23 protein-coding genes, 1 tRNA gene and 1 pseudogene are annotated in these 26,172 nt (G+C 52.7%); 17 read left to right on the forward strand and 8 right to left on the reverse strand.

Going from position 1 to position 26,172, the window contains the following annotated elements:
• Positions 1 to 21: 21 nt before the first annotated feature.
• Positions 22 to 2,235: a TonB-dependent receptor domain-containing protein gene (locus MQW23_RS06220; RefSeq protein ID WP_252106973.1), complete on the reverse strand. Its 2,214-nt coding sequence runs from the start codon at positions 2,233 to 2,235 to the stop codon at positions 22 to 24.
• A gap of 315 nt (positions 2,236 to 2,550) precedes the next feature.
• On the opposite strand from MQW23_RS06220, the gene MQW23_RS06225 reads away from it, so the two are divergent.
• From MQW23_RS06225 to MQW23_RS06240, 4 genes are all read left to right on the forward strand, one after another.
• Entirely contained in the window at positions 2,551 to 3,525 is a 975-nt protein-coding gene (locus MQW23_RS06225) for an ABC transporter substrate-binding protein (protein ID WP_252106974.1), read from the forward strand.
• A 56-nt stretch (positions 3,526 to 3,581) separates the two neighbouring features.
• Positions 3,582 to 4,550 (forward strand): FecCD family ABC transporter permease, encoded by a 969-nt coding sequence (locus tag MQW23_RS06230; RefSeq protein ID WP_252106975.1) that lies wholly within the window; start codon positions 3,582 to 3,584, stop codon positions 4,548 to 4,550.
• Between the two features lie 96 nt (positions 4,551 to 4,646).
• Positions 4,647 to 5,780 (forward strand): FecCD family ABC transporter permease, encoded by a 1,134-nt coding sequence (locus MQW23_RS06235; protein ID WP_252106976.1) that lies wholly within the window; start codon positions 4,647 to 4,649, stop codon positions 5,778 to 5,780.
• Positions 5,777 to 6,589 carry an ABC transporter ATP-binding protein gene (locus tag MQW23_RS06240; RefSeq protein ID WP_252106977.1) on the forward strand — a complete coding sequence of 271 codons (813 nt, stop codon included), beginning with the start codon at positions 5,777 to 5,779 and terminating at the stop codon, positions 6,587 to 6,589. Before MQW23_RS06235 ends, MQW23_RS06240 begins: the two co-directional genes overlap by 4 nt.
• 3 nt (positions 6,590 to 6,592) lie before the next feature.
• Here MQW23_RS06240 and MQW23_RS06245 read toward each other — a convergent pair whose 3' ends face one another.
• The gene (locus tag MQW23_RS06245; protein WP_252106978.1) at positions 6,593 to 7,168 is read right to left on the reverse strand and encodes a hypothetical protein; all 576 of its coding nucleotides are present in this window, start codon (positions 7,166 to 7,168) and stop codon (positions 6,593 to 6,595) included.
• 127 nt (positions 7,169 to 7,295) lie between these two features.
• Here MQW23_RS06245 and MQW23_RS06250 point away from each other — a divergent pair.
• A tRNA-Ile gene (locus MQW23_RS06250) sits at positions 7,296 to 7,372 on the forward strand.
• Between the two features lie 39 nt (positions 7,373 to 7,411).
• Here the strand turns inward: MQW23_RS06250 and MQW23_RS06255 are convergent.
• Positions 7,412 to 8,410 carry a tyrosine-type recombinase/integrase gene (locus MQW23_RS06255; protein WP_252106979.1) on the reverse strand — a complete coding sequence of 333 codons (999 nt, stop codon included), beginning with the start codon at positions 8,408 to 8,410 and terminating at the stop codon, positions 7,412 to 7,414.
• Positions 8,411 to 8,850: 440 nt separating this feature from the next.
• Here MQW23_RS06255 and MQW23_RS06260 point away from each other — a divergent pair, with 440 nt between their 5' ends.
• Positions 8,851 to 9,930, forward strand: coding sequence for a hypothetical protein (locus MQW23_RS06260; protein WP_252106980.1), 1,080 nt, complete (start codon positions 8,851 to 8,853; stop codon positions 9,928 to 9,930).
• Positions 9,931 to 9,977: 47 nt separating this feature from the next.
• On the opposite strand, the gene MQW23_RS06265 is transcribed toward MQW23_RS06260, so the two are convergent.
• Positions 9,978 to 11,432, reverse strand: a complete 1,455-nt coding sequence (locus tag MQW23_RS06265) for a YfjI family protein (RefSeq protein ID WP_252106981.1) — start codon at positions 11,430 to 11,432, stop codon at positions 9,978 to 9,980.
• 483 nt (positions 11,433 to 11,915) lie between these two features.
• On the reverse strand, positions 11,916 to 12,602 hold the full coding sequence (locus MQW23_RS06270; protein WP_252106982.1) for a YagK/YfjJ domain-containing protein: 687 nt from the start codon (positions 12,600 to 12,602) through the stop codon (positions 11,916 to 11,918).
• Between the two features lie 1,086 nt (positions 12,603 to 13,688).
• Here MQW23_RS06270 and MQW23_RS06275 point away from each other — a divergent pair.
• The 11 genes and pseudogenes from MQW23_RS06275 to MQW23_RS06325 all read left to right on the forward strand — a co-directional run.
• Entirely contained in the window at positions 13,689 to 14,657 is a 969-nt protein-coding gene (locus MQW23_RS06275; RefSeq protein ID WP_252106983.1) for a DUF932 domain-containing protein, read from the forward strand.
• Between the two features lie 124 nt (positions 14,658 to 14,781).
• On the forward strand, positions 14,782 to 14,976 hold the full coding sequence (locus tag MQW23_RS06280; protein ID WP_252106984.1) for a hypothetical protein: 195 nt from the start codon (positions 14,782 to 14,784) through the stop codon (positions 14,974 to 14,976).
• Between the two features lie 62 nt (positions 14,977 to 15,038).
• On the forward strand, positions 15,039 to 15,830 hold the full coding sequence (locus MQW23_RS06285; protein WP_252106985.1) for an ERF family protein: 792 nt from the start codon (positions 15,039 to 15,041) through the stop codon (positions 15,828 to 15,830).
• A gap of 39 nt (positions 15,831 to 15,869) precedes the next feature.
• Positions 15,870 to 16,481 (forward strand): lambda exonuclease family protein, encoded by a 612-nt coding sequence (locus tag MQW23_RS06290; protein WP_252106987.1) that lies wholly within the window; start codon positions 15,870 to 15,872, stop codon positions 16,479 to 16,481.
• Positions 16,482 to 16,570: 89 nt separating this feature from the next.
• Entirely contained in the window at positions 16,571 to 17,068 is a 498-nt protein-coding gene (gene radC / locus MQW23_RS06295) for a RadC family protein (RefSeq protein WP_252106988.1), read from the forward strand.
• Between the two features lie 275 nt (positions 17,069 to 17,343).
• Positions 17,344 to 18,738 carry a TRM11 family methyltransferase gene (locus MQW23_RS06300; RefSeq protein ID WP_252106990.1) on the forward strand — a complete coding sequence of 465 codons (1,395 nt, stop codon included), beginning with the start codon at positions 17,344 to 17,346 and terminating at the stop codon, positions 18,736 to 18,738.
• The gene (locus MQW23_RS06305) at positions 18,735 to 20,153 is read left to right on the forward strand and encodes a DNA methyltransferase (RefSeq protein ID WP_252106992.1); all 1,419 of its coding nucleotides are present in this window, start codon (positions 18,735 to 18,737) and stop codon (positions 20,151 to 20,153) included. Before MQW23_RS06300 ends, MQW23_RS06305 begins: the two co-directional genes overlap by 4 nt.
• Positions 20,150 to 21,346: a hypothetical protein gene (locus tag MQW23_RS06310; protein ID WP_252106993.1), complete on the forward strand. Its 1,197-nt coding sequence runs from the start codon at positions 20,150 to 20,152 to the stop codon at positions 21,344 to 21,346. The genes MQW23_RS06305 and MQW23_RS06310 overlap by 4 nt, the downstream gene beginning before the upstream one ends.
• Positions 21,339 to 22,577, forward strand: coding sequence for an AAA family ATPase (locus MQW23_RS06315; protein ID WP_252106994.1), 1,239 nt, complete (start codon positions 21,339 to 21,341; stop codon positions 22,575 to 22,577). Before MQW23_RS06310 ends, MQW23_RS06315 begins: the two co-directional genes overlap by 8 nt.
• Positions 22,567 to 23,847: a hypothetical protein gene (locus MQW23_RS06320; RefSeq protein WP_252106995.1), complete on the forward strand. Its 1,281-nt coding sequence runs from the start codon at positions 22,567 to 22,569 to the stop codon at positions 23,845 to 23,847. Before MQW23_RS06315 ends, MQW23_RS06320 begins: the two co-directional genes overlap by 11 nt.
• An 86-nt stretch (positions 23,848 to 23,933) precedes the next feature.
• Positions 23,934 to 24,059: pseudogene (locus MQW23_RS06325) on the forward strand (IS630-like element ISHsp2 family transposase); the annotation flags it as partial.
• A 12-nt stretch (positions 24,060 to 24,071) separates the two neighbouring features.
• Here MQW23_RS06325 and nadS read toward each other — a convergent pair.
• The 3 genes from nadS to MQW23_RS06340 form a co-directional block, all read right to left on the reverse strand.
• Positions 24,072 to 24,356, reverse strand: a complete 285-nt coding sequence (gene nadS, locus MQW23_RS06330; protein ID WP_252106997.1) for a NadS family protein — start codon at positions 24,354 to 24,356, stop codon at positions 24,072 to 24,074.
• Entirely contained in the window at positions 24,353 to 24,691 is a 339-nt protein-coding gene (locus tag MQW23_RS19510) for a type II toxin-antitoxin system RelE/ParE family toxin (protein ID WP_252106999.1), read from the reverse strand. Before MQW23_RS19510 ends, nadS begins: the two co-directional genes overlap by 4 nt.
• Positions 24,692 to 25,024: 333 nt before the next feature.
• Positions 25,025 to 26,134 carry a DUF8606 domain-containing protein gene (locus MQW23_RS06340; protein WP_252107001.1) on the reverse strand — a complete coding sequence of 370 codons (1,110 nt, stop codon included), beginning with the start codon at positions 26,132 to 26,134 and terminating at the stop codon, positions 25,025 to 25,027.
• Between the last annotated feature and the right edge of the window lie 38 nt (positions 26,135 to 26,172).

Below are 26,172 nucleotides of genomic sequence, written 5' to 3' on the forward strand. Positions count from 1 at the left end.
TAGCGAGCACCGCGAGGTCGGTTAGAACTCGTAGGTCGCGGAGAGCCAGTAGCTGCGGCCATCCAGCGCGACGCCGTTGGTCGAGCGTCCGGTCTGGGTGTAGTCGTAGGCGATATAGGTGTCATCGTCGAAGTTATAGGTGTCGTAGCCGCCGAAGTCCTTGTCGAACAGGTTGTATACCGTGCCGGTCAGACGCAGGCTATCGGTGAAGCGGTAGGTCGAGCGCAGGTTGAAGAGCTCGTAGCCGTCGAGCTTGTTGCCCAGCTGCTCGACCAGCGCGGCCGAGCTTCCCGATACGTTGCCGGAGAAGCGCTCGCGAGAAGAGTAGTACTCGCCCTCGAGTGTCGTGCTCCACTGCGGGTTGATCGCCCAGGAAAGGTCCGCAGTTAGCTTGTGTTTGGGCGCGTTGGTCAGCGCTTGGCCTTCGTTATCGCCGGAGGTCACTTCGGTGTCGGTATAGGTGTAGCCGCCGCTGATGCGCCAGGCCGGGTCGAACTGGTAGCTCGAGGTTAGCTCGACACCACGGGTTTCGGCGCGGTCGACGTTGACGGAGCGGTTGAAGCTGTCCTGACTGACGAAATCGCCCACGCTGATGCAGTTGGCCGCGTTGGCGAAGGGCCGGTTGCCGTCGCTGTCGACGAACTGGCAGTTGGGAATGTCGTCACCGCTGGAAATCCGGTCGCGGAATTGGGTAAAGAATACCGTGGCGCCGGCGGAGAAGCCGTCGAGGTTGTCGTAGATCGCGCCGATTTCGTAGTTGGTGCTCTTTTCCGGTTCGAGATTCGGCGAACCCAGGCTCGCGGAGTTGCCCTGGTTGCCAAAGCCGTTCACGCCGTCGTGAAGCTGATTGAGCGTCGGCGTTTTGTAGCCCTGGCTGATGCCGCCCTTGAGCGTCCACTCGTCGGTGGTGTTCCACACCAGGTAGCCGCGCGGGCTGAAGTGGCCGCCGAAGGCGTCGTGGTTTTCGTAACGCCCGCCCAGCGTCAGGGCCAAATCATCGGTCAAAAACCACTCGTCCTCGACGAACAGGGCCCAGCTCGACTGGCTGAACTCCTCATTGCCGGCGGTGGCGTCTGTCAGGTCGGCGTCGATGTACTGGCCGCCCACCGTGACCATGTGCGCGTCCAGCGGCGCGACGAACTTGGTATCGACGACGACGTCGCGGTTTTTCAGCGTGCGCGGCTCGCCGCCCAGGGCAAAGTAGCCGTAGTCCGGCGCGTTACCGGCGGGCAGGGTGCGGCCAAGCGATTCGGTTTCGTTACGCGTGATGCTGGTGTCCCAGGTACCCGTCGACAGGCGCGCGGAGTGGCCAATGGCGATCTGGTCGCGCTGGAAGCGAAGCTCGTCCTCGTAGCCAAAGAACTCAGTAGGGGCGGGGGTTTCGCAGTCGTTGCGGCGCAGGCCGTCGCGGCTACCCAGCCGGCAGTCGGTGTTGTCGTAAACCTGGCGGGCGCGCTCGGCGTCGAGCCAGATCTCGTGGGTGTCGTTGGGCGTAAAGCTCAGCCGGCCGCCGATGGAATAAATGCGCGCCTCGGACGGGCGCGGGTCGCGGCCGACGCTCTCTTCCACCAGCCGCTCGGAGCTGTCGCGATCGAACACGCGCCCGCGCAGCTGCACGCCCAACGTGTCCTCGATGAGCGGGCCGGTGGCGTAAAGATTCAGCGTCGAGCTGTTGCCCGCGTCGCGATCCTCCTGGAAGGTGTTTTCCACGGTGACCGAGCCCGCCCAGTCGGTACCCACACGGCGAGTAATAATGTTGACCACGCCACCGAGGGCGTCGGAGCCGTAGAGTGTGGACATCGGCCCGCGAATGACCTCGATACGCTCGATAGAAGAGAGCGGTGGCATGAAGCTGGTGGAGGTCGAGCCAAAGCCGTTCGGCGTCACGTCGCCGGAGGTGTTCTGGCGGCGGCCGTCGATCAGGATCAGCGTGTAGTCACTGGGCATACCGCGAATCGAAATGCTCTGACCGCCGGTTTTGCCCGTGCCCGCCCGTACGTCCACTCCGGGCACGTCGCGAATCGCCTCGGCGATGCTGGAGAACTGGTTCTGCTCCAGCTCCTGACGCGTCACGACCGAGATGCTCGCCGGGGCGTTGTTGAGCGTTTGCTCGTAGCCGGCGGCGGTGACGACCATGCTGTCCAGGTTGGTCGCGCTTTGCTGGGCGTGCGCGGTGGCGGTGAAAGACCCCAGCGCAATGGCGCTGGCGAGGGCGGTGCGAGTGAAACGAGCCATGAAACAACCCTTACTTGAAGAACGATCTTGAAGGCCGATGAGATCGATGTAGTGGTATTAATGAGATTTGTTATCAAATGTGATCGAGAGTCTAAAAATAATAGTTCCCAATATCGAGCTAAAATTCAGGAACGTTGCGTTGCAAAAAAAGGAACTTTTAGCGCGTTATCGAAATGGCCTCACGTCAGGCGCTTATAAGCCGTGCGAATTGCTAAAAGTGGAACAAGCCATTCGACAGGATGGTAATGCAATCGCTTTTGAGAATCGTTATTATCATCAACCTCGATAAGCGGCAGGCATTCTCAGGAGAGTCAAATGGCGGGTAAAGCGCGCGGTACGATGAAAGCGACGACGCTCAACGCGGCGTGGCGTGTAGGGCTGACCGGGGCGCTGATGGGCGCACTGCTGACGGGCCAGGCCCAGGCGCGCACGCTCGATACCGCTTTTGGCGAGGTTGAAGTGGACGGCACGCCAGAGCGGGTCGTCACGGTGTACGAAGGCGCACTCGACGCCTCCATCGCCGCCGGCATCATGCCGCTGGGCGCGGTGACCACCCGCGGCGGCACCGACGTCGCCCACTACATCACCGAGTACTTTTCTCAGGACTTCGACGTCGAGCGCCCGGAAGTCGTGGGCGTGGTGCGTGAAATCAATACCGAAGCGGTGCTCGCCCAGCAGCCGGATTTGATTCTGGCCGCCCCACAGCTGCCCGAAGAGCAGTACCAGCTGCTCTCGCGCATCGCCCCAACCGTGGTACCGCAGAGCGATGGGTTCGCGCCGGACAGCTGGGAGAGAGAAGCGCGCCTGTTCGGTGAAGCGCTCAACCGCCAGGACGCCGTCGAAGAGGCGATCACCGCCGTCGACGAGCGCGTGGACGCGCTCTCCGCGCGTATCGAAGAGCGCCACCCGAACGAGAGCGCGTTCGTCGTTCGCTGGATGCCGAGCGGCGCCATGGTAATGTCCGAAAACCTGATCGCCACCGGCCTTCTCAACCGCGTGGGCGTGAACGTCAGCGACGCCGGTTTGATCGAAGAGGGCAGTGCCCACAGCGACGTGCTGAGCCTTGAAAATCTCTCCATGGTCGACGGCGATTGGCTGTTTCTGGCCACTCTCAATGAAGAGGGCGAGCAGGCGCTGGACGCTGCGCGGGAAAGCGCCGCCTTCTCGCGCCTGAACGTGGCGCAGCAGGAGCAGGTCGTGCCCGTCGATGGCCAGCTGTGGAGTAGCGCCAGCGGCCCGCTGGCGGCGCTGGCCATTCTTGACGACATCGAAGACGCACTGCTGCCGTGAACGGGTTTGTCAGTGCGGTGAGCGGCCCATTAGCGCACCGCTCGCCACGCCATTTGATGCTGGCTCTGCTCACCGCCCTCGTGGCGGTGAGCGCGTTGAGCCTGTTGATCGGCGCGGGCAGCGTCGGCCCGGCGCGCATTCTGGCGTTCTTGCAGGGCAGCGCCGACGACGAGGCGCGCTTTGTCATGTGGGAGCTTCGCGCGCCGCGCACGCTGATCGGCATCGTCGTGGGCATGGCGCTGGGCGTGGCCGGGGCGCTGTTGCAGGCGGTGTCGCGAAACCCGCTGGCGGAGCCCGGGCTTCTGGGCGTAAGCGCCGGCGCCGCCTTCGCCGTGGCGCTGGCGCTGGTGCTGGGGGCAAGCGCGGCGACGCTGCGTATTTCCGTGGCCCAGCTCGGCGCGCTGATCGGCTGTGTCTGCGTGATGAGCGTGGCGCGATTTCGCGGCGTAGGCAACGACCCGGTGCGGCTGGTGCTGGCGGGTGCGGCGTTTTCGGGGCTTTTAGGCTCGTTGACCTCGCTGCTGCTTTTATACGATCAGCGCGCGGCGGACGAAATTCGCTTCTGGGTGGTGGGCAGTTTGGCCGGGCGTCGTTTGGACGACCTGGTCAGCGTGCTGCCGAGCCTGGCGGTGGCCGCGGTGGCGGTCGCGATGACCGCGCGGCCTTTGGCGGCGCTGGCGCTCGGTGAGCGCGCCGCCTCCGGGCTTGGCCATCACCCCGGCGTGATCCGGTGGATCGTGATTGGCAGCGTTGCGCTGCTGGTCGGCGCGGCCACGGCAATTGCCGGGCCGATCACCTTCGTCGGTTTGGTGGTGCCGTTCGTTGCCCGCGCCCTGGCGGGGCCGGACATTCGCCGCACGCTCTGGTTTTGCCTGCCGATCGGGCCCTTGATCGTGGTCAGCGCCGATATCATCTCGCGGGTGGTGGTGGCGCCTTCGGAGCTGCCGCTGGGCGTGCTGACCGCGCTTTGCGGCGCGCCGGTGCTGATCGCCGTGGTTCGCGCGCGGCGTTTGCCCATGCTTTAATGCGCGCGTTCAGCCGCCGTGCCTCGAGACCCGTGCTTAGCCATAACGCTCTTTTATTTGCCGGCGATTCATTCAGTGACGACTCAATCTGTAACCATGGCATCGAAACCCACCGCCACCTCCGAGTACCGCTCGGGGGCTGCCTCTCCTACGCGCGCCGTGAGTGATGCGCCTGCCGCTTGCCCGTCGCCGCCGGGCTACTGGCGCCTGGTTTGGCAGGGCAGGGGGCAGGCCTTTAGCGTGCTGCTCGAGCGCCGCGCCGTGGCGGTCAACCTGGGGCTTTTGCTTGCACTGCTGATCGCCGGCGTGGTGTATCTGAGCCTGGGGAGCGTGCCGCTGTCAGTGAGCGAGGTCATTCCCGCCCTCGCCGGCCAGGGCGACATGATGACCACCTTCATGGTGCAGGAGCTTCGCCTGCCAAGGCTGGCAGCGGCCTGCCTGACCGGCGCCGCCTTTGCGTTGGCGGGCGTGCTGATGCAGACCCTGGCGGGCAACCGGCTGGCAACGCCGGGCATCATCGGCATCGACAACGGCGCCACGGCCTTCGCCATCGCCTCGGTTATCGGGGTCGGCGTGACCATCGCCCCGCCGGCCATGGCGCTGGCCGGGGCGGCCACCGCCGCCGCCATCACCTTCGGGCTCTCCGCTGGCAGCGGTACCCAAGGGTATCGCTTCATCGTGGCCGGTATCGGCGTGGGTGCGGTATTCGGCGCGCTGACCCAGTTCTATCTCGCCCGCGTGCCGATCGACACCGCCAACGCCGCCTACCCCTGGACCATAGGCACGCTCAACGCCCGCTCGCCCGGCGCCGTACTGCTGCTGGCTGCGGGGCTAGGCGTCGGCGTGATGCTGGCGATGGGGCTGGCACGGTCGCTGTCGATTCTGCGCTTTAAAGACGCCGTTGCAAGCGGCTTGGGCGTGAAGGTGAAAGCCTGCCGGATTCAGGTGCTCGCCCTTTCTGTCGTGCTCACGGGGTTGGCCGTCGCGGTGGCCGGGCCCGTGGGCATGGTGGCGCTGATCGGCCCGGAAATCGCCCGCTCGCTTTCAAGTTCGCGCCACGTGCCGGTGCTGGCCGCCACGCTCGCCGGTGCCCTGGTCATGGTGTTGGCGGATCTGGCCGGGCGCACGCTTTTATCACCTATCGAGATTCCCGTGGGCATCGTCACCGCCGTGGTTGGCGGCCCCTGGCTTTTATGGATACTGATGCGCCCACAAAGGAGCCGCCCATGAGCACGTCCCCCGACACGCCGGCGCCGACGCTTTCGACCCAGGCGCTGGACATGAGCTACGGCGCCCGCCGGGTGATCCGTGAGCTGGGGCTGAATTTGCCCAGCGGCAAAGTGACCGCGATCGTCGGGCCCAACGGCTGCGGTAAATCCACGCTGCTCGCAGGGCTTTCCAGGCTGCACAAGCCGGAAAGCGGCGCGGTGCTGCTCGACGGCGCCGACATCCAGACGCTTCCCGCCAAAACCCTGGCCAAACAGCTCGCGCTGCTGCCCCAGGAGGCGATCGCCCCGGAAGGGCTGACCGTGACCGAGCTGATTCGCTTTGGCCGCCAGCCCCATCAGGGGTGGCTGCGCCAGTGGTCGCCGGAAGACCAAAAAATCGTGCAGTACGCGCTCACCGCCGCCGGGCTTGAGGCCCTGGCCGACCGCCCGCTCGAGGCGCTCTCCGGCGGGCAGCGCCAGCGCGCCTGGATCGCCATGACCATCGCCCAGCAAACGCCGCTTTTGCTGCTCGACGAGCCCACCTCGGCGCTGGATCTCGGCCACCAGATCGAAGTGTTCGAACTGGTGCAAAAGCTCGCTTGCGAGGGCCGCACCGTGGTGATGGTACTGCACGATCTGGCCAGCGCCTGCCGCTACGCCGACCACCTCATCGCCATGTTTGATGGGCGCATCGTTGCCGAAGGCGCGCCCTCAAGCGTCGTCACGCCGGCGCTTGTCCGCACGCTCTACCAGGTCGACTGCACGCTGCTGACCGACCCGGATACCGGCAGCCCGCTGATTGCGAACGTGCGCCGAGCGGTCAGTGCCTGACGGCTAGCGGTTGATCAGCACCGCGTCCAAAGTGACCGGCACGTGATCGGCGATCTGCTGATAGCCCAGCAGCGACATGACGCTGCGTACCGTGTTGTTCGCCATCAGTGTGCTGCCATCCAGCTCCATCGGTTCGGCGTGGGTGACGCGCACCTGGTTCAAGCCTTCCCGAGTGAAGCGAAGCGGCACCTCTTCCTGGCGATTGATGCCTTCGTTCTGCACGCGGAAGGTGAGCGTCTCGACCATCGACTCGCCGATATCCAGCGCGTCCAAACGCTCCGGCGGCATTTGGGCGGTGAGCGTGACCAGGGTGGAGTCGGTCAGAAGCCGCGCCCACACCGGCAGGTCGCCAAAGCGCGAGAGCAGGTCGGTCTGGTTGAGCTTGAGCGGCAGCGTCAGAGTGCCGTCTGGCGAGATGTTGCCCTGAAGGTTGCGCACCTGATGGTGGTGGGTTTGCGGCGAAGGGCCGTCGAGCTGCGTGATACTCGCCTGTACCTGGGATTGGCTGGAATCCAGTTGCCAATCCGCGAAGGCGGGGGCCGCCAGCATCAGCGGTACAAGAGCAAACAAGGCTTTCATGGCATGTCTCCACAGTAAGGACTCCACAGCAGACTCGCCCCTGGGGTAAAAGTGCCGTGGTGATCGCAAGATAGCGCCCCAAGGGTAGCCTCGCCCCGCCACATTCGCTATGATATGCACGCTTTTCGGGCCTATAGCTCAGTTGGTTAGAGCAGGGGACTCATAATCCCTTGGTCGTAGGTTCAAGTCCTACTGGGCCCACCAATGAAATTAAGTGGTTACAGAGATTAGAGCGGGTTTTCGTTAGTGCTTGGTTGCCGTTTGGTTGCTAATGCGTGGCAATTTTGCAACCACGCTGTCCCATCGTGTCGGATCAGCATGGGCATATCGGCTTGTTACCGTCAGTGATGAATGCCCCAGCAAATCCCTGATACTCGTTAGTGATTCTCCTTTGCTAGCTAGCAATGAAGCATAGCAATGTCGCATATCGTGAAAACGGATATCTGGCCGACCGATTGCTTCCCTAGCCCTTTCAAATGCTCCCCTGACTCTATCCCCCGTTGTATCAAACGGTAAGCTTTTAAGCAGCGTTATTGCTTCTGCGGAAAGCGGGATGACCCTCGGTTTGCCATTTTTCGTTTGGTGTGGCTTGAGCACAATACGTCCGTTGAAAACATTCCCCGGCTCCAGAGCCAACAGTTCGCCACGCCTCATCCCTGTTAGCATGGCTAGCAAAATTACTTCACGTTCGACCTGATACCGCTCGGGCACAGCTTCCAGCAGCTCTGCAAGCTCTAATTCAGAGAGATAAACATGGCGCTCGTTTTTAGGCGAGGGCTTACGTAGCTTTCCGTCAAGTGGCAAGTCGATCCAATCCCATTCGCGATACGATAGCGAGAGCACTCGCTTGACGGCCTGTATGCGGTTGTTGATGGTCGACTGAGCCAATCCCTTTTCTTTTAGTGCCTTCTGCATCCTGCGCGCCGCATCTAGTAGTTCCTGCCCGATGATAACGCCTGGGGCATGCTCATCCATCCAACTGGCGACCAATAGGATGTGCTGCTTCTGAGAGCGCACGTCATATTCGTTGACCATTCGCTGCAGCCCCTCTGAGAAGGTGTATTTGGGCTTGCGGCCCATGACCCCATTAAACTCATCTTCTTGGCGCTGGGCTTCTGCCTTTAACGCGTACTGCCTCGCTTCTCCTTCTGTGCGAAAAGTTCTTTGAGTGCGCTGGCCGTTGATGGTTGCGCGGACAACCCATGTGCCGCGGTCTTTTCTGTTCGAGACTGTGTATCCCATTTTCGATCCTCCTTCCGCTGAGGACCGCGCCTGCAGCTCCTAGCGTACTCCTCAACCTCTTGCTGATCAAAGCGCACAGCGCTCCCAAATTGAACGAATCCGATGTCTTGCTTGTGCTCGTATACCCAGCTCAAGCTCATACCCAATTGCTCTGATACCTGCTCTGGTTTTATTAGTGATCTAGCCATGAGCATCCTCGCCACTGAAGAAATTGACGAAAATATGATTGCGAAAAGTATTGGCTTTTTCATACTGTCTGCTGAGTGGCAGTTTTTCAGATAAGCAGTGGTATTGACTTTTTTAGTGAGTCGTGAGTCGTGAGTAACTCGAGTGACTGCTCTGAATCGATTGGGTAGATGCGTCTAAGGCTGAATAAAGAGTTTTCAAGTTTGCATTGATTTTGATTTGCTTGCACTTTGGTAATGATTAGGGGGGGGGGGATGCGTGGAGATGAGATGGGGCTAAATATGGTGGGTGATGAGACGCTTGGGGAGGAGATATTGCGCCCTAAGTCGATCGGGGCCATGTTTTGGGTTTTCCAAGAGCTAGGTGCTTGTGCGCAGAAGATTGTCAATCAGATTTTCAAGCGTTTAAGCATTTCCGATGAAAATAAGCGAGCAGAATATTTATCAAAGCTTGAGAGAAGCATCGTTGATATCCGTTTGAAGGATCGTAAGTTATATCAAGCTGTCGAGTTTAATCAGTATGAAGTTGAAGGTATTGAGTTCCGGAAGCTCTGTGCTGATCAAGCGATGCGATATGCTGTTGCAGTTTTGGAAGAGTTCAATAGAAATGTAAAAAACTCGCTATTATACCCTGAGGGACCCTTTTTAAAACAATCAGCTGAGTCCTTTCGGCTTATGATAAACTGGCTGGTTGAAGCGCAGCGGCACTTGGCCGCATTAGATGTTTTGGAAAATGTTAGGAAGGAAATTTATACCATTCGAGCGGCCAAGGGTGGCCACTCACTGCCTCGGTCTGCTTCAGAAGAAGATCAGCGAAAACTTCTAAAAACTATGATAACAGGGTTGATGTGCTCAGATCTCGAGGCGTCAAGCCGAGTTAAGCGAAATACTAAAGCAGTATCAGATAAGTGGGCAGAAGAGGTTTACGAGCTTAATAAAAAAATTCCTGTTTTTAGCTGGGGTGGTGGACTTAATAAGTTTCGAGGAGAAGTTTTAAATCTGTTAATACAGAAACGTAGTAAGAGTGAAGGTGTCAGTGAGAGGCACATGCGTGCAAACTTGAGACTTCGAGCCCTTTTAGATAAGGATGGTAGCTCCAATAATGACGCTAGCAGCGCTGAAGATACGGAGCTGATCCGCGAGCGAGGCCAACGAGAAGGGGTTCAGTGCACTCTAGTATATTTGTTAGAGCAGCGTTTCGGCAAATTGCCAGATGAGGGATGGGAACGAGTAAATTTGATTTCTGATATTGATGATCTTCTGGCCTGCATTGATCGATTGCCCGACGCGGCGTCGTGGCAAACCGTGCTACAGGTGCCTGGAGACGACAAGTAATGTATATTGCACTTGCCGCCCGTCAGGGCGGCAATAAACCACGATTGTCAGTAAACGTTCGGGTTCTGCGGACCCAGCCAAGGAGCGAGGTCGATGTGGCGGGTGCGGTTGAGAGTAAAAACCGCCACTTGCTGATGGGTGAGCAGCACATCAAGCGCTGCTTTGAGACGCTTTTTATCACGCAAAGGGCGTGGACAGCGTTGACGTACTTCGTTATACCGAATAATACGCCAGTTGAATTGCCTCAGCTCATTGAACCACTCGTTTAGCCGCTGGGCATCTTGCTCCTCTTGGGGAGGTGGCATGAAAACCTGCATGAAGTGGCCAGAGTAATAGAGACTGATATCCATTGCCATCAACACTATCTCTTGTGTGATACCCCCGTCATAATCCTCGAACAAGTGTATTAATGCCGCGACGCGAGCCACGTTTTCCGCCAGCTTCGAGCCATGGTCGGGACACGCTTCAAAGTACCCCCCGGGGCGCATCTGTTGCTCGATCTCATTAGCCATCTGTATCCAGCAGGCTGCACCTTCTGGCGTGAATTCAAGTACCTCCCTTGGTGTGTCTGGTGCGTTTGTCAGGATCAGGTTTTCCCGCATCAGGGTCGTCAGGCGTGCTTCAGCTAGCTCCCAAGCATCCCATGTCGAGGCGGACTGTTGCGAGTGGAGCCGCTGACCCCGAGTCGATAGTGGTGCACAGACGAGAAAGCGAGCGAGCATGCCGGAGTCTCTTGCCTGTCTACCCTGTGCTTCTATGTAATTGTCCAGGATGCCGGGCTGCACCATCAGTAGCAGCATCAGGCGGACATCATCCAGAGCAATATCTTCTTTAGTAGCCCTGGTGATGATTGTGCTACCACCGCTCCATAGGGAGTTGATATGGCTGCGTGCCCGATTCATGGGGCCCTTGAAGAATAGCTCTGCTTCGTCGGTCGCCAAGGCGGCGCTTGGCACCCTTTTGTCCAGTCCTGAAAAGAGTGCTTCTGGTGAGGTGTCGTCATACAGTAACCGGAACTCACGGGGTAATTGGGGCCGACGCTGATGCAGCTCTTGCAGCAATTGTCGTTCACGCTCCGCTGTACTGCCTTTGGTCCGTTTGCGATAGATTGATTGGATCAGCACCTTCTCCTCGGTTTTCCACTCCTCAAACTCTCCTTGATAGACATCCAGCCGTTTACGCCACTCCCTGCGCTGCTTGCGCTGTTCTTCTTGAATGGGGTGTAGCACTTTGTCGAAGAGCGGAGACTTGCCTTCGCCGGAGCCAGCGACTCCTAGCACGTTGATTGAGGTTGGCTTGACTGCACCATAGGGCATCTTCAAATCGTAGCGGCCCTGAGCCACTATACTGACCCCTGCTAGCAGGGTCAGAGCGGTGAGATCTTGCGACACTTGGCAATTCTGACTGAGCTCATTGCTGGATCGCCACAATAGAGTTGATGCGACGCGTTGGGGATTGAAACTGCCTGGGGCAGGCAGTATCGGGTTAAAGAGATAGCTCATTGTCACTCTCCTAATTCGTGTGGTTGGGCTCCATCGAGCCTGTTTCGGTGCCAGTGAAGAGAGTGAGGCTTGTCGAGAGGGATGAAACTAGCGCTGCTTACAAACGAGACGGCTGATAAGCAGAGGGGTTGACAAAATGATTAAAATAATTATCGGTTTTTTGAATATTTAAAGGTAAAGAGTCAATCTAGCCGGTCATTTTGGCTACGGATAGCCAAAATGACCGGCTCTTACACTGGAAGTAGGAGCTATGCCTCATACCGATGAGTACCTACAGGGTGTGGGTGGTTAAAAGTTATATTCTATTTTGTTATATATTAATTCGATAATGGGTTGACGGTAGGATGTTTCTAGCTTGCCGAGCTACATGCCAATGAGTAGAGACACTGCTTCAGTCAGTCGATATGAGGGTGATGGAATTACGTTCTCAGCCTGGAGCAACTTAGAGGTGATTCAGGTATGGGGTCTGTTCCAATTAAAGACTTACCGGCTACTGCCTTGGTGACAGCGGATTCTTTGGGCGATTGGCTTTGAGTAAGCTTTGCTCAGATAGGAAGCAGCGTAGAAAACCTGTGCAAAAGTTCCCGCGTCATTTCGGTGCATGCGATACACATAGGGCTGCTTTGTCAGCTTGTCCGTGGCGACATGAAGTAGTCCAGCCATGTCGTAAATCGGCCAGTTGATGGCCCAGCTCCAAGCCCTAACGCAGCGGTGGTAGAGATTGCCCTGCTCGTATTTACCACTGAAGGAGGGTGAGAAGCACCCCAGTGAACAAAAGGCATCATAGTTAAGCAATAACTGCATATGGTAGTGAGGCTTGTCGCTAGTGTCCTGCTCTCGGGCCCACAGGTAGCGGATTTCGGTATGATACTTGGTACCTGCCGCTTCAAGCTCCTTCCGCAAGGCATAGAAAAACCGGTTAAGGCACGCGTTGTCAGCGTGGATCGGCCCAACTGGCATTGCTTGGGGGAAGCGCAGGTCTAGGCGAAACGCCAAGGTTCGGTTCTGCTCGTAGGTAGTGTGCTGTAGTACCCGCAGAGTGGTCTCCAGATAGTTCTCAATCTGAGGGCCCTCTAGACGCTGCTGAACTGGTAGCCCTTGGTACCAGCTATCGTAATAGAGGCGTAGCTTTGGATTGTAAGGGTGGCGTTTTGGTTTATTCGTGAACATAAGAGTCTCTTAGATGTAGTTAATGACACACGCGTACACGGCACTCTCCCCAGTTAAGCGGTGGCTTTGATTGATGGTCATTGGGTGAACGTCAAGGGCCTTACATGGGGTGCCCTTGGGCGAATAAGGAAGTGCAGCGCTGTAAAGGCTGGTCAGCAGAGGGGTTGTCTGTGTATCGCCTCTTGGAAAGGCGATCTTCTGAGGTGGCCTTATTGTCATGGCGTTATTCGCCATCATGTTGCTGTCGGTGTGATCTTTCCTGTTGATACTGTAAGGAACAGCACTTCTCTGGCCTCTTTTATGGGATGGTCGGAGCCTTCGAAAGGCCTCCTCCCTAGTAACTCTATTTCTCAACCTCCTTCGTATCTTTATTGCTATTAGTTATGGATTTGCTACTGCATATTACTATTACCGTCATTGTTCCTATTCTTATGGTGGTGTCGGCACCATTAGAGGCATGATGTTCAGTGATAGATGTGTTGAGGGACTATTCCTGAAGATGAAAAAAATAATTCCATTTAATCAATGAGATAATAAGAAATCTGTCAGGCTCACAGTATCAGTCACGCCAGTAAAAAATATTCAGACCTATATCACTCCTATGTATCCACCCCACTGGAACCTTTTTCCTTTGCATAGGAGCCTCAATATGTCCCCACCCTGCAAGCGTTGTGCATCAACACGCATGTTGAACCTAGATACAGCCCAACGCGTGAGCGTGATGGGCAGCACCTTGATCGGCGGTGCTATTGGCGCATGGCGCGCGACGGCCATTACTGGCCCATTGCCACTGGCGGTGACTCGCTTTCCGCTGGCAAAACTGCCTGCTGCCATGATAGGTGCCGTGGCCGGGGGGCAAACCGGCTCACACATGGCCACCTCGCTGTTTGAGCAGTGGCTGCCAGTTGGCAGCGGGACACCGTGGTTATGCTTGTCTTGCGGCTGCACCTACCGCGACGCCTAACCGCCTTTAGCACCTAACGCTTAACCTATCGTTGTTCGCCCTGTGTGGGGCGAATGATCCGCCTATTCACTTTCTCGCGCTGGCCTTTGGTCGGCGCTTTTTTTATGTCTGGAGAATGACTTATGGCACATCTCGTTGAACACATGGCTTACGTTGGTGATACCCCTTGGCATGGCTTGGGGCAACAGCTGTCTCGTCATCAACCGCTGGAGGTTTGGCAGCATCAGGCCGGTATGAACTGGCATATCGAAGAAGCGCCGGTGCGCTTTATTGCCGAAGGGGCTAGCCACCTGGGCAGCATTCACTCGTTCCCTGAGCAAAAGGTGCTCTACCGCTCAGATACCAAAGCACCGCTGTCCGTGGTTTCACAGCGCTATAAGGTGGTACAGCCTGAAGAGATTTTGGAGTTTTACCGTGACCTGACCGAGTACGCCGGGTATGAGCTAGAAACCGCTGGCGTGCTAAAAGGCGGACGTAAGTTCTGGGCGTTAGCCCGTAGCGGCTTAAGCACATCGCTCAAAGGTCAGGATGAGGTCAATGACTACCTGCTGTTGGCCACTTCCTGTGATGGCACTCTCGCCACCATGGCCACGCCCACCACGGTGCGGGTGGTGTGCAACAACACACTGCAAATTGCCGTCGATGGCACGTCGCAAGCGGTGAAGGTGCCGCATCGCTCGGAGTTTGATCCGCGTGCCGTGAAGCGTCAGCTTGGCATTTCGGTGTCGCAATGGAATGACTTCATGTATCGGATGAAAACCCTAGCGGAGCGTAAGATCACTCGGCAGGAAGCGCAGCAGTATCTTCAGTCGGTGGTTTGTGGGGCCGAGAAGCCGCTGGACGATCCCTCTAAACTGCCCAACTACCGGGCGCTGAACAAGGTGCAGAAGCTTTACCACGGCGAAGGCCGGGGTTCTCACTTGATTACCGCCAAAGATACGGCCTGGGGCTTGCTCAATGCGGTGACTGAGTATGTCGATCACGACAAGCGGGCACGTAGTAACGATACCCGTATGGACTCAGCCTGGTTTGGCCAAGGCGCGCAGCTCAAGCAAGAGGCCTTGGATGCCGCCCTACAGCTGGTGTCGTAACTACTTATACACCCATTCCCACAAGCGATTCACCTAATGATCATCCTAATCCTCACTGCATAGACGCCCAGCCCCTGAAAAGGCTGGGCGTTTTGCTGTGGGGCTTATGCCGAGAGGTAACTGCATGAGCTTTATTTCCGACGCCATTGAGATGGCCATCACTCGACTAACCAAACAACTGCTAGAACACGACGCCCATAACGCAACGTCGCTGGTGTGTGCCCAGGGCGAGTTCTATCGCGCGGAGATACGCCTGGAGCGTATCGATCCCGCAGACATTGCGCGTCACTTACCTGACGTTCCTGCACCCGTTAAATGACACACCCCATGAACAGGGCTGACTCGCCCGCATTTCCCTCTTCACGTAAAAGGAGGTGCCCCATGGCACAGCGTACTCATGTAGTAAATGCGTCTCCCCAAAAAGGCCCAGTACCTTCCATCCAAGCAGACGCCAACGCTCAACATTCCCCTAGCTCAGCGGCGCTAGAAGCGCATCCTACGGCTGGTAGCACCGCCATTATCCAAGTGATTGAGCGAGCTGCCCTTAACCCTGACGTCGATATCGACAAGATGGAGCGCCTGCTGCAAATGCAGGAACGGGTGATGGATCGCCAGGCCATGATGGCCTACAGCGCGGCCATGGCAGCGATGCAGACAGAGTTGCCCAGCATTGAAGAGCGTGGGCAAACCAACAACGGCTTCTATGCCACGCTGGAGGATATCGTCGATGCCGTTCGCCCCATCCTACAAAAGCACGGCTTTGCGGTGAGCTTCCGTATTCAGACCCAGGAGCGCGGTATTCAGGTCACCGGCGTGCTGATGCACAAGGACGGCCACCGGGAAGAGACCAGCATGCTGTTGCCTGCGGACATGAGCGGTAACAAGAACGCGGTCCAGGCATTTGGATCGTCCACCAGCTACGGCAAGCGCTATGTACTGTGCGCCTTGCTCAACATCACCACACGCGGGCAAGACGATAACGGCCAGACCAGCACACGTGCAGCTGTAAAGAGGGTCACGGCCTTTCAGGCGGGGCAGATTCAGCGTTTGATCAGCCAATGCCCAGCTACTACCCAGGAGTGGTTCAGCGGCAAATACGGCGCTGCGGTTCAGGTCCCTCAGGCAGATTTCGACAAACTCCGCGCATCCCTCACTAAGCGAGCCGTGAAATAGCGGCTCGGCCCGACCACTCATCGCCTACAGGAGATATGTATGCAGATACTCACCATGCCACAAGGCTCGCCCGAGTGGCTGGCGGCGCGTCTTGGGCGCGTCACCATGTCGGAACTCAAGGCATTGCTGTTGAAGGGTAAAGGCCCCGGTGGGTTGGGTACCGGAGCCATCACCTACATGCACCAGTTGATCGGTGAGCGTATGACCGGTGAGCTGGCCGAGCCATTTCAAGGCAATACTCATACCAAGCGGGGGCAGGAGCTAGAGAGCGTCGCACGCTCGCTGTATCGCGATATGACCGGCGCACCGAAGCCTAAAGAAGTGGGCTTGATTCTCAACCACAACGTGGGCTACTCACCGGATAGCTTGATTGGCAGAAACGGCTTGCTGGAGATAAAGACCAAGCTGCCTAAGTTCCAGATTGAGGTACTGCTCAGTGGGGAAATACCCGACGAGCACGTGGCTCAATGCCAAGGCGGTCTATGGGTCAGTGAAAGGGAATGGATCGACTTTGTGAGCTATTGGCCCGGCATACCGCTGTTTATTAAGCGCGCTTACCGTGACGATATCATGATTCGTACGATTGCCGAGCGGGTTGACGCGTTCCATGAAGAGTTGGAGCGGCGTATCAGCCAAGTGATGGCCGCGTGACTTGCCCACTGAATCACAATACACATCCACTATTAACGACATAGATGCCGGGGCCACCACCCCGGCATTTTATATTTTTGGAGACAGCTATGACTCATTCCAAACTCAAAGCCGGTGAAGTGGCAGGCACCTACTTAGTCACTTCGCCGGTCACGGAAACTGACATCATCACCATGGCCAAGCGCTTCGCACGCCGCAAGCTCGCCAAAGGCCGCAAAATATCCAAACCTTCGCAGGCGTTTGAGCATCTGCAGCTACTGCTTCAGGACTATGAGCACGAGGTCTTCAGCGTGCTATTCCTCGACAGCCAACACCGTGTCATCCGCTTTGAAGAACTGTTTCGCGGCACCATTGATTCAGCCAGCGTGTACCCAAGGGAAGTGTTGAAAGCCGCTCTGGCCTACAACGCCGCAGCAGTCATCCTGGTTCATAATCACCCCAGTGGTGATCCTGAACCCAGCGACGAAGATCGACGTATCACGGTGCGTCTTAAGCAGGTTTTAGAATTAATGGAGATACGTCTGATTGACCACGTGGTAGTAGGCAGTGAGGGGTTTGAATCCTTGGCGGCACGAGGGGATCTGTAAGTCCTTAATGAGTTTTTCTGATGGTTTTTATACATAAGTGATTGATTATAATAATAAAATTTATATTTTTCATGTGTATCAATTTGAACGTTTACCGGGCTGCCCGTTCGCTAGTAAAAACAATACGTAATGAAGCAGCCCATGTCACCCTCATGAACGAAGTGTTAGAATCATGCATTTCGGTAGCGGTGTAAGCAGGAACTGGCGTTCCAGCTTCCTCTTTTTTTTGAATCAATATCAAATGGTAACAAGAGATGAGTCTGGCTGCTAATGGCATGAATGATCACACTGCTGCTCCATGCCCTAAGGAGATTGATCAAAATGAGAAAGCTGAAATTGAAGGCCACCGCAGGAGGGGGAGCCTGAAAAAAATACTAAAGGAACTCGATGAACTATTCTTGATAGAACAGCGTTTTGATCTTGCACCATATGTGCACTGGAAAGGAAACTCAGTAGCGCCAATGCATCGATGGTTCCGATATCGTGAAGCATATTCACCAGAGTTAATTGACAAATTAGAATTAGGATGTCGGATTCTTGATCCTTTTTGTGGATGTGGTTCTATCCCAATCGGCGCAGCTACTAGGGGGAAAAAGGCAGTTGGTATCGACCTTAACCCAATTGCTGCTTTTTCTACAAAGGTGAAGCTTACACCATTAAATGAGTCTTCAATTAAGAATGTTAAAAGTTTTCTTGAAGAGTTGCCTAAAAATATTTTTAGTCATGATCGCTGGCCGCAGCCAGAACTAAGTATCGCAACAAAAGTATTCGAGCCTCGTGTTCTAGATATGGTGCTTAGGTCAAGGGCTGCTATTGAATTTTGTTTCTCAAACAATACAGATGCAAGAGATTTTGTATTTCTAGCCTGGCTATCTATTCTAGAAACAGTGGGGAGCTATTATAAAGAAGGTAATGGGATTAAGTACAGGAACAAAAGACGGAAAAAAGGGAAATATGAAGATCGAGTAGATGGAGAGTGGCAGTTAGCAAGGTTTGGCTCAGATCAAGAAAAGTTTTTCATAGATGCTTTTTCTAAGCAACTTAGTATGATGATTGAGGATTCTGCGCTCTGGGAGTCTGGTTCTTGGGAAGGTCAAAAAGTTATTGGGGGGAGCGCCTTTAATCTATCTGACTTTACTAGGGGCGATAATTTTGACTCGGTTATCTTTAGTCCTCCTTATGCGAATCGATTCGACTACTTCGAGTCTTTTAAAGTTGAGCTTTGGTTCGGAAATTTTGTAAAGTCTTATGCGGACTTGGGCAGCTTAAGAAAAGCTTCGATGAGATCACATTTAAATGCAGATCTTAAGCGTCCGGCTACGCCCCCTGAGTCACTGGAGGATTTGATCGCTTTGATGGATCAGGAGGCTAGTAGCTGGCGCATGGGAGTGCCAGACCTCATGCGTGGATACTTTCATGATTTAGGTATTGTTCTTCGACAATGTCGAGCAGCTGTCCCAAAGGGTAAATGTCATATAGTAGTCGGTAATTCAGCATTCGCAGGAGTCATTATACCTACGGACGTTCTGACAGCTATTATAGGCCTTAAAGTCGGATTTAAAAAAGCTAAAATTCTAGAAACGCGCCACTTAACAGTAGCGCCGCAGCAAAGAAATTTATTGAAAGGTTTTGAATCATACATGCGTGAATCAATTGTGGTGCTTGAATGAGTGATCTAAACTACGATTTGTTTAATACACATTCAAGTGATCTTGAGAAAATGCAACTGACGAAATCTCAGAAGTCTGAGGAAATGATGCTGGGAAATATCCGTGAAGTTGAAGAGTTCCCTAGAATAGAAGACGTGAAACACGGTGAACTTTTAAGTCTTAAGTTGTCAGCGAGAACCTCAGGCCTGACTCATGGGTTTCATCGATTTCCTGCAAAATATATTCCGCAAGTACCGAAGTGGGCGTTAAAAAATTTCACTACACCTAATAGTGTAGTACTGGATCCATTTATGGGGTCTGGTACAACATTAGTAGAAGCTCTTCGCTCAGTCAATAACGCTTTTGGCACTGATATTGACCCTTTAGCATGCCTATTAAGTAAGGCGAAGACTAGCGATGTTAGTTTGGATCGCTTAAGAGAACTTGCTAGCTTTCTGACACCAGATAAACTTCCTGAAGTGGTTGTTCCTTTCCTTCCGATGTCCGGTGTTAAAAACATAACACATTGGTTCACAGAAGGTGCCTGGAAGGATCTATGTAGGATTTATTTTGCGATAGAAAAGCTCGATTGTTCTTGTGATGAACGAAATTTTTTTCTAGCTGTATTTAGCTCTATACTTCGTCTGGTATCAAATGCTGATAATCAGACCCAGAAGACATACGTGTCTGGAACTTTAAAAAAATATCCTCCTGATGTTTTGACAACTTTCGAAAAATATTTGCGGAAAGCAATTAAAGGAGTAACTGAACTTTCTTTAGTTCGAGGTGAGCGGCAGGCACATGTCCTAGCTGGTTCAGCTACATCTTTACCTTTAGATAATAATTCAGTGGATCTGATTGTTACGAGTCCTCCATATCTTGATTCCGTCGATTATATGTATAACTTTATGCTGGAATATTTTTGGCTTGGGCCAAGCTTAGGTGTACCAAGTCGAGTTGAATACAATCTCCGAAGACGTATGCCAATAGGGTCTAAGAACCCAATTAGCCCAGCTACTAGTATTGACTCAACAATACTGGAGTTGTTTGATCCAAAACAGATCCCTGAATATCGGAGAAAAGCCGTTTTATCTTACTTTAGCATGATGCAGAGTCATTTTTTTGAAGCAGCACGTGTTATGAAAGAAGAGGGCAGGTATGTTTTAGTAGTTGGTAATAGCGAGGCTGCAAAGGGCATTCTACCTGTGCATGATTGTTTGCTAAGGTTAGCTAAGATGGCTGGGCTTCACCTTGAAAAAGCATTTGCCTATCGTATTCGCCGTCATTACATGAAATTTCCACGGAAAGGGCGTGGAGGAATAATTTTGATGGATTGGGTTATTACTCTTAAGAAAACAAAGCACGAAATCCCTGATAATGAAGATCGACTCCCTCTTCCTCATGTAACGATTGGAGCGGATGAGGTGGCCAATTGAAAACTAGCTTTCCACAAGCTTCACTAGCTACAGACTTTTGGAGAGTTAATAGCTATGGGTATCCATGCTTTTTTAGTGAAAGTGCAAAGGCTCAAGAAGCATGGAGTACATTACTTTCTTTTTTTGAGTATTCACAATATGATTTGCTAAAAGACTATTGGTCATCACCAATGGCACCACGAAAGCTTAGCCCACATGCTGTAGAAAGCTGGAAGGCTACCTTTGAGGAATTTGGCATTCTTTTTGTCGAATCAAGATCCAATCTTATCACTATTACACCAGCGGGCAATCAACTTATTGAAGCCGCACATAATAACAACAAGGTTGAGTTTGCTTGGATTGGTCTGAATCTTTTGTTTCGTTATCCGCTTCGTGGCCCTAGGCGCCCCAAGAGTTCTGCACATCAAGATGCTGATCTATTAATTTACCGATTTTTGTATTCAGCACTTTTAGATCTGGATAATTATTTATGGTGGACGGAGCTTGAATACATTCTTTGTAGAGTATTCCAAACTCTTCATGCAAAAGATGCAATTGATGATGTTATACGCTTAAGAAACCAACCAGAGCTTCTTTCTCACCTTGATCTTCCGGTAGCTAAGAAAAAAGGTGCGTTCTACAACTCACTCAATCAGGTCGCAGTTCATGCTGGGATGAACCATTTGATATTAGGTCGCGAGGATCTTGACAGCCCCTATGGCGTTGAGCAGTCAGATCGCAGACAATTCATTCAACATGATTGGATTGGAATGGTAAGAAAGGCGCTATCCAATAATAGAGATTCGGATCAGTGTACAACAGGAGGATTTGCTATTTCCCGGTTACCTGCAGCTCCCAAGTTTCAGGATGAACGAGAATATTTTGACTACTTGGGTGCACCCGTAATTTCAATGCTGTCTAAATCTAGAGCTTCTCTTGACAGTGTTTTTTTGCAAGGAGAGCAAGTTTACTTTCTGACTGAAAAAGAAAGCCATTTTTTGGTCTATCAACAATATATATCTGGACATGTTGCATCCCTTTGTCAGCTTGCTCGAGGGCAGCGTATAATTCTTAGTTATGACGAAGCTTGGACTTATATAGTCGAAGAAAAAGAGTTATTGGATGCTAACACTGTCAAAATCAAGATACGACGTGCTAGGCCAATATCAAATATTCATGCAATTCGATCCTTGCGCGGTGAATACAATGTCTGAAATTAATGAGAGCAAGCTTATTGATAGTGGTGCGATTCCTCCAACTGATTTTCATGATTCTATTGAGCGTCTCAATGAGATTGCCGGTTATGAGCTAGAAATTCCAGAAGATTTTGAAGATAGGTTAAATCGCGCAACAGAAGAACTGGTTGTTCCTGAAGAGGCTCTTCGAGAAATTGCTGCGGCAATCCGTGTCGGTCATGTTGTGCTTCAAGGGCCACCTGGCACTGGAAAAAGCTCTCTTATTCGCGCACTAGCAAAAGCTTTTAATGCCTCTACTTATGCTGTAACAGCACATGAAGATTGGACAACTTACGATATAATAGGTAGGCTTGAGCTTAGGCTTACTGAAGATAAAAAAGAAGAAATTGTACCAATCAATGGTTCACTTACTGAATCTGTCATCAGGTGTGGAAATAATGTAGTGCAACATTTTGATGATCCGAATCATGAGCAGGCAGAATGGCTTCTGATAGATGAATTAAACCGTGCTCATCTTGATAAAGCGTTTGGTGAACTATTCTCTGTTCTAGGAACAGATAGCTTGGTGCCAATAAATCTTCCACATCAAGTTGAAGGAAACCGAGAACTAGTAATCCCGAGACGTTTTCGCATAATTGCTACATTGAACTCTTATGATAAGCAATTTGTTCAGAGCCTTAGCCAAGCAATTCGTAGGCGTTTTACTTTTATTACGTTAGACATTCCTAGACGAAAGCAGAATGATGAGAAATGGGTTTTCGACTTGTCTCATCCTACTGCTGCAATTCGAGAATTTTCTTTTGTTATAAATCGAGCAGCACAACGAATTGCACGTCGGGAGTGTTCTTTAGGTCAGAATGATATAAATACTGTGTCAGAAAGTATAGTTATTGATGTAACTAAGAATCATATTAAACGAATTACAATATTATTTGATATAGTAGAGTCTGTTAGGTTTGCTTCTGAAGGGGATTTTATCCCACACTTACCTATAGGCACAGCACAGCTTATTGACACTATCGAGCTGTTTTTGACAAGAATTCGACAGGATGAAATTCAAGAACTGGGCGCCGTAGACAAAGTATTAGATTGGGCTGCTTCTGTTAAGCTGGCCCCTCTTTTTGAATCAGATGTACTTAATCCTGAACAACTTATTCAATTTGCAAAAACTTTGCAGCCTCCTTTTGATCAGCGTTTTTCTAGACAGCTTTTAGTTATTTCAGCATCGGGGATGCATTTTGTTCCATAAAAATGAAAATCATACTGAGTATCGTTTTTTTCAGGAGGCGCTCCCGCTGCTTTCGACGTATTTCTCTGGAGAGAGTGTTGAAATTGCAAACGTAAATATCCCTGCTGGACAAGATTCAGATGATGAAAGTCTCAAGTTTGTTGATCAGATCAGGTTTCGTCATGCAATTGCAAGTTGTACGTCACTTATCCCAATAGTACATAAAATTGAAGGTCAAGTATCCAATTTGACTGATACGTTACGTAAAGAAACGAAAGGTGAAATCCGCGGACGACTGGATATACAAAGGTATATGGCTAGAAGAATATCGACAAAAACTTGGCCTAGAACTTATCCGGTTTTGGTAACAACGACTAAACCTAACACTCCAGAAAATCGTCTTGTAGTTCAATTGTTTCGTATACTCCTTTCTAGATTGCATACTAATACACACCCATTGAATTACTCAGAATCAAAGCTTGGGCAAAGTTGCAGAAACTGGATTAGGGCACGACTTAGAAGCGAACCTTGGGTAGATGTTTCAGGTTCATCTTCAATTCAAAGACTTTTTTTGGAAGCTTCACGGCGGACTGCTAGGCGACAAACAGGAAATGACTACTCATACTTAGAGTTGATTAAGTTTATAAAAGATTGGAAGCTATTGGGGGAGGATATTGCAGGAGGCCCTTCTTCAAATCATTTTATCAATTCGATGTTTGCCTTTCCCACAGATCAATCATTTATGGATAGGATCTATGAGATCTGGTGTATTCGTCAAATAGGTCAAGCCCTAACAACGCTTGGGGCCACTTTGCTCGATGGGCCGCATGCTCTGTATCAAAATAGAAAATATCCTATTTATGATTTTGAATTAGAGGGGGATCGTATAAGAGTCTTCTTTCAACGTTCTTTACCTCATGAAAATGCTAGATGGGCTTATACTTCAACGAGTGCAAAGATACGAGCTATTCCTGATATAATTGTTATAGCTAATGAAGTCCACTATATCATATTTGATGCAAAAAATCGGCTAGTGACCGGTTCTACTAGATCCGAGGAAACTTATAAGATGCTTGGTTATTTTGAAAATTTTAATAGTATTTTAAAAGGAAAAAGCAATTGGGGGGTATTGGCTTTTACTTCTAATGACTTGTTTCGTCGAACACTCGTTTCAGATAACGGGCGTCGTTTAGAGCTGATAAGCGCTCACCCTAAGAATCCTACAAAATGTGGTTTTAGTTCTGATGTGCGGTCTATAATTAATGAGTGGTTGAAAAGTTGGAAGTCCTAAGATCGGTATTATTGTAAATGCTACTAAGTGCCTGATCTTAAGTTTTTGTGTAATGTTGGAGTCAGATGTCTCTAACGGATGGAAACATGTTAAGGAGTTTCGTTACTCCTCTTACTGACTCTGAATAGCAGATGCTATCTTCCGCCTATCACTACGGAGAGAAGCGTGCTGAATGCCGCCGTGCACATGCCATCCTATTGAGCAATCAAGGCTGCAAAAAAACACTAATGCGAAGCAAGCTCGTTGAAAAAGGCCGGGTTGTCCTGAATCGTCGCCAGTACCTTAGCGGCTAGCCCCGTTGGATTACGGCGCTTGGTTTCCCAGCTCTTGATGGTGTCTACACTGGTTCCCATAGCTTTGGCAAACTCAGCTTGAGAAACATGAAGCTTGGCGCGGATAGCTTTCACGTCAGCCACCTCATGGCGAGTGATACGGCTGGCCTGCGCTTTACCTTGTTTAATCTCAACGGCTTCCTGCAGTGATGATTGCAGCTCGTCAAAGATGCTCATTTGGAAACCTCCCCCTTCAATTGGTGGGTCAGTGTTTTCAGTGCGGCCTTTTCAGCGGGCGTTAAGCTGTCCTTCACGCTCTTGGGGTAGGCCAGTATAAGGTAGATTCTCTCTGCCGTTGCCAAAAAGTAGATAACTCTGGCACCGCCGCTCTTGCCTTGGTTGCCCAACGGCATGCGTATTTTGCGCAGCCCTCCCGTGCCCTGAATCAGGTCACCTTTGTCGGGTTGGGCAATCAGGGTGCGCTGCAGCTCCTTTAATTCGTCGTCTGTCGCAATCGCCTGGATCTGGCGGGTGAACGTCGGGGTTTCGATAAATTCAATCGCATGACTCACGTTAGGGCACTTCCTTTAGCCAATGCATTGATTTAGTGTACATAGTACATTTATGGTTATCAATTATCCACCCTATATTTTGCTGTAGCTGGCAGTGATTTGGTTGCCAACTGGTCGTCGCTTGGTTGTCATTTGGCTGCTAACAGGGTGAAAGCAGTGAGAGTAATGTAAATCATGGAAACCTTAACTCATTAAAAAGCTTTTGTTTCCGCATTGCAGGCGCGATCCCAAAGTTTGTTTGGTTGCACTCATAATCCCTTGGTCGTAGGTTCAAGTCCTACTGGGCCCACCATTTCTTTTGGCCGATATATCCCCATTACTTGAGCCAAGCGCTCAAACAACACCCCAAGCCTGCCTCAAGCGCTCCACCGTATGCTCCCATTTGGGCGTGGTCGGCTTGCACACCGTATTTTGATTCCCGAATAGCCCTACCTCACGAAACGACTCATTAGCAGTAACGCTTTTGATCCAGCGTACCGGCACGACGTACTCCAGCGTTTCTTCATCGTCCATCGGGCTGTTGTTGTGCAGGTGAGGATATTCGGCAGGGGTGGTCACCGCTTTCAGGCTTTGTAACCCTTCCATCGTCTCGACCTTGAACTCATCCGCCGGGCAGCGCTCGCCCGTTACTTCCGCCACGCCTACGTAGCCGGTCTTGGGAATATTGACCCAGACCCGGTCGCCTTCGGACAGCAGGTTGAGGGTCTTGGAGTACCAGTGGGCGCCGCCGCCGGCGATGAAACCAAAACGCCGGGCGAGCTCCCAGGGGCGGTCGTCGCCGAAGGAGGCGTAGAACTCGCCGTTCCAGGGCGCCTTTTGCGCTTTACGCGCGGCGGGCTGGGGCGGCTCGTCCGGGTCGATCATCCAGGCGCGGCTCAGGTAGTGGTTGCCGCCGTCCTCGAACGCGGAGAAGAACATCGCGTTGATCGAGAGCTGCGCGTGGTCGTTCAGGTAGTTGATGATGCGCTCGCTGCTGGCGTCGAGCCGTGTGGCCACCACCACCATCTGGTGGCTGTCGTTGAGGGTAATGTCGTCCAGCGGCACGCCGAATTTGGCCAAGAATGCTTCTTCGAGGGTGGGGTGAGGGCGCGGGTAGCGCTCATTGAAGGCCAGATAGATCTCGATCAATTGGTAGTCGGCCAGCGTCACCACCCAGCTGGCGTAGTCGATGGCCTGGGCGACCACGTCTCTGGGCGTTTTATCGCGCTTCAATTCGATGATGATGACATTGCCGTTGGCATCCAGCGCCAAAAGGTCGATCAGCTTATCGAAGCCGGTGCGTACCTGACGACCGATCAACAGCCAGTCCCTGTTGAGAATCGAGACGTCTTGCATTATTTGCTCTTCGAGCCGGCCCTCGTCGGCGAGCCCCATTGGCCGCAGCTTTTGCGGTGCCTCGCTGGCATCGCTTGCCAGTTTCCAGATGCCTTGCTCGATCGCCATTTGGCGTCTCCCGTATAGGTGCTCACTAAAAGCGCTGC

The organism is Halomonas sp. S3-1-1 (assembly GCF_023757625.1).
In the GTDB taxonomy this organism is placed as follows: Bacteria; Pseudomonadota; Gammaproteobacteria; order Pseudomonadales; family Halomonadaceae; genus Vreelandella.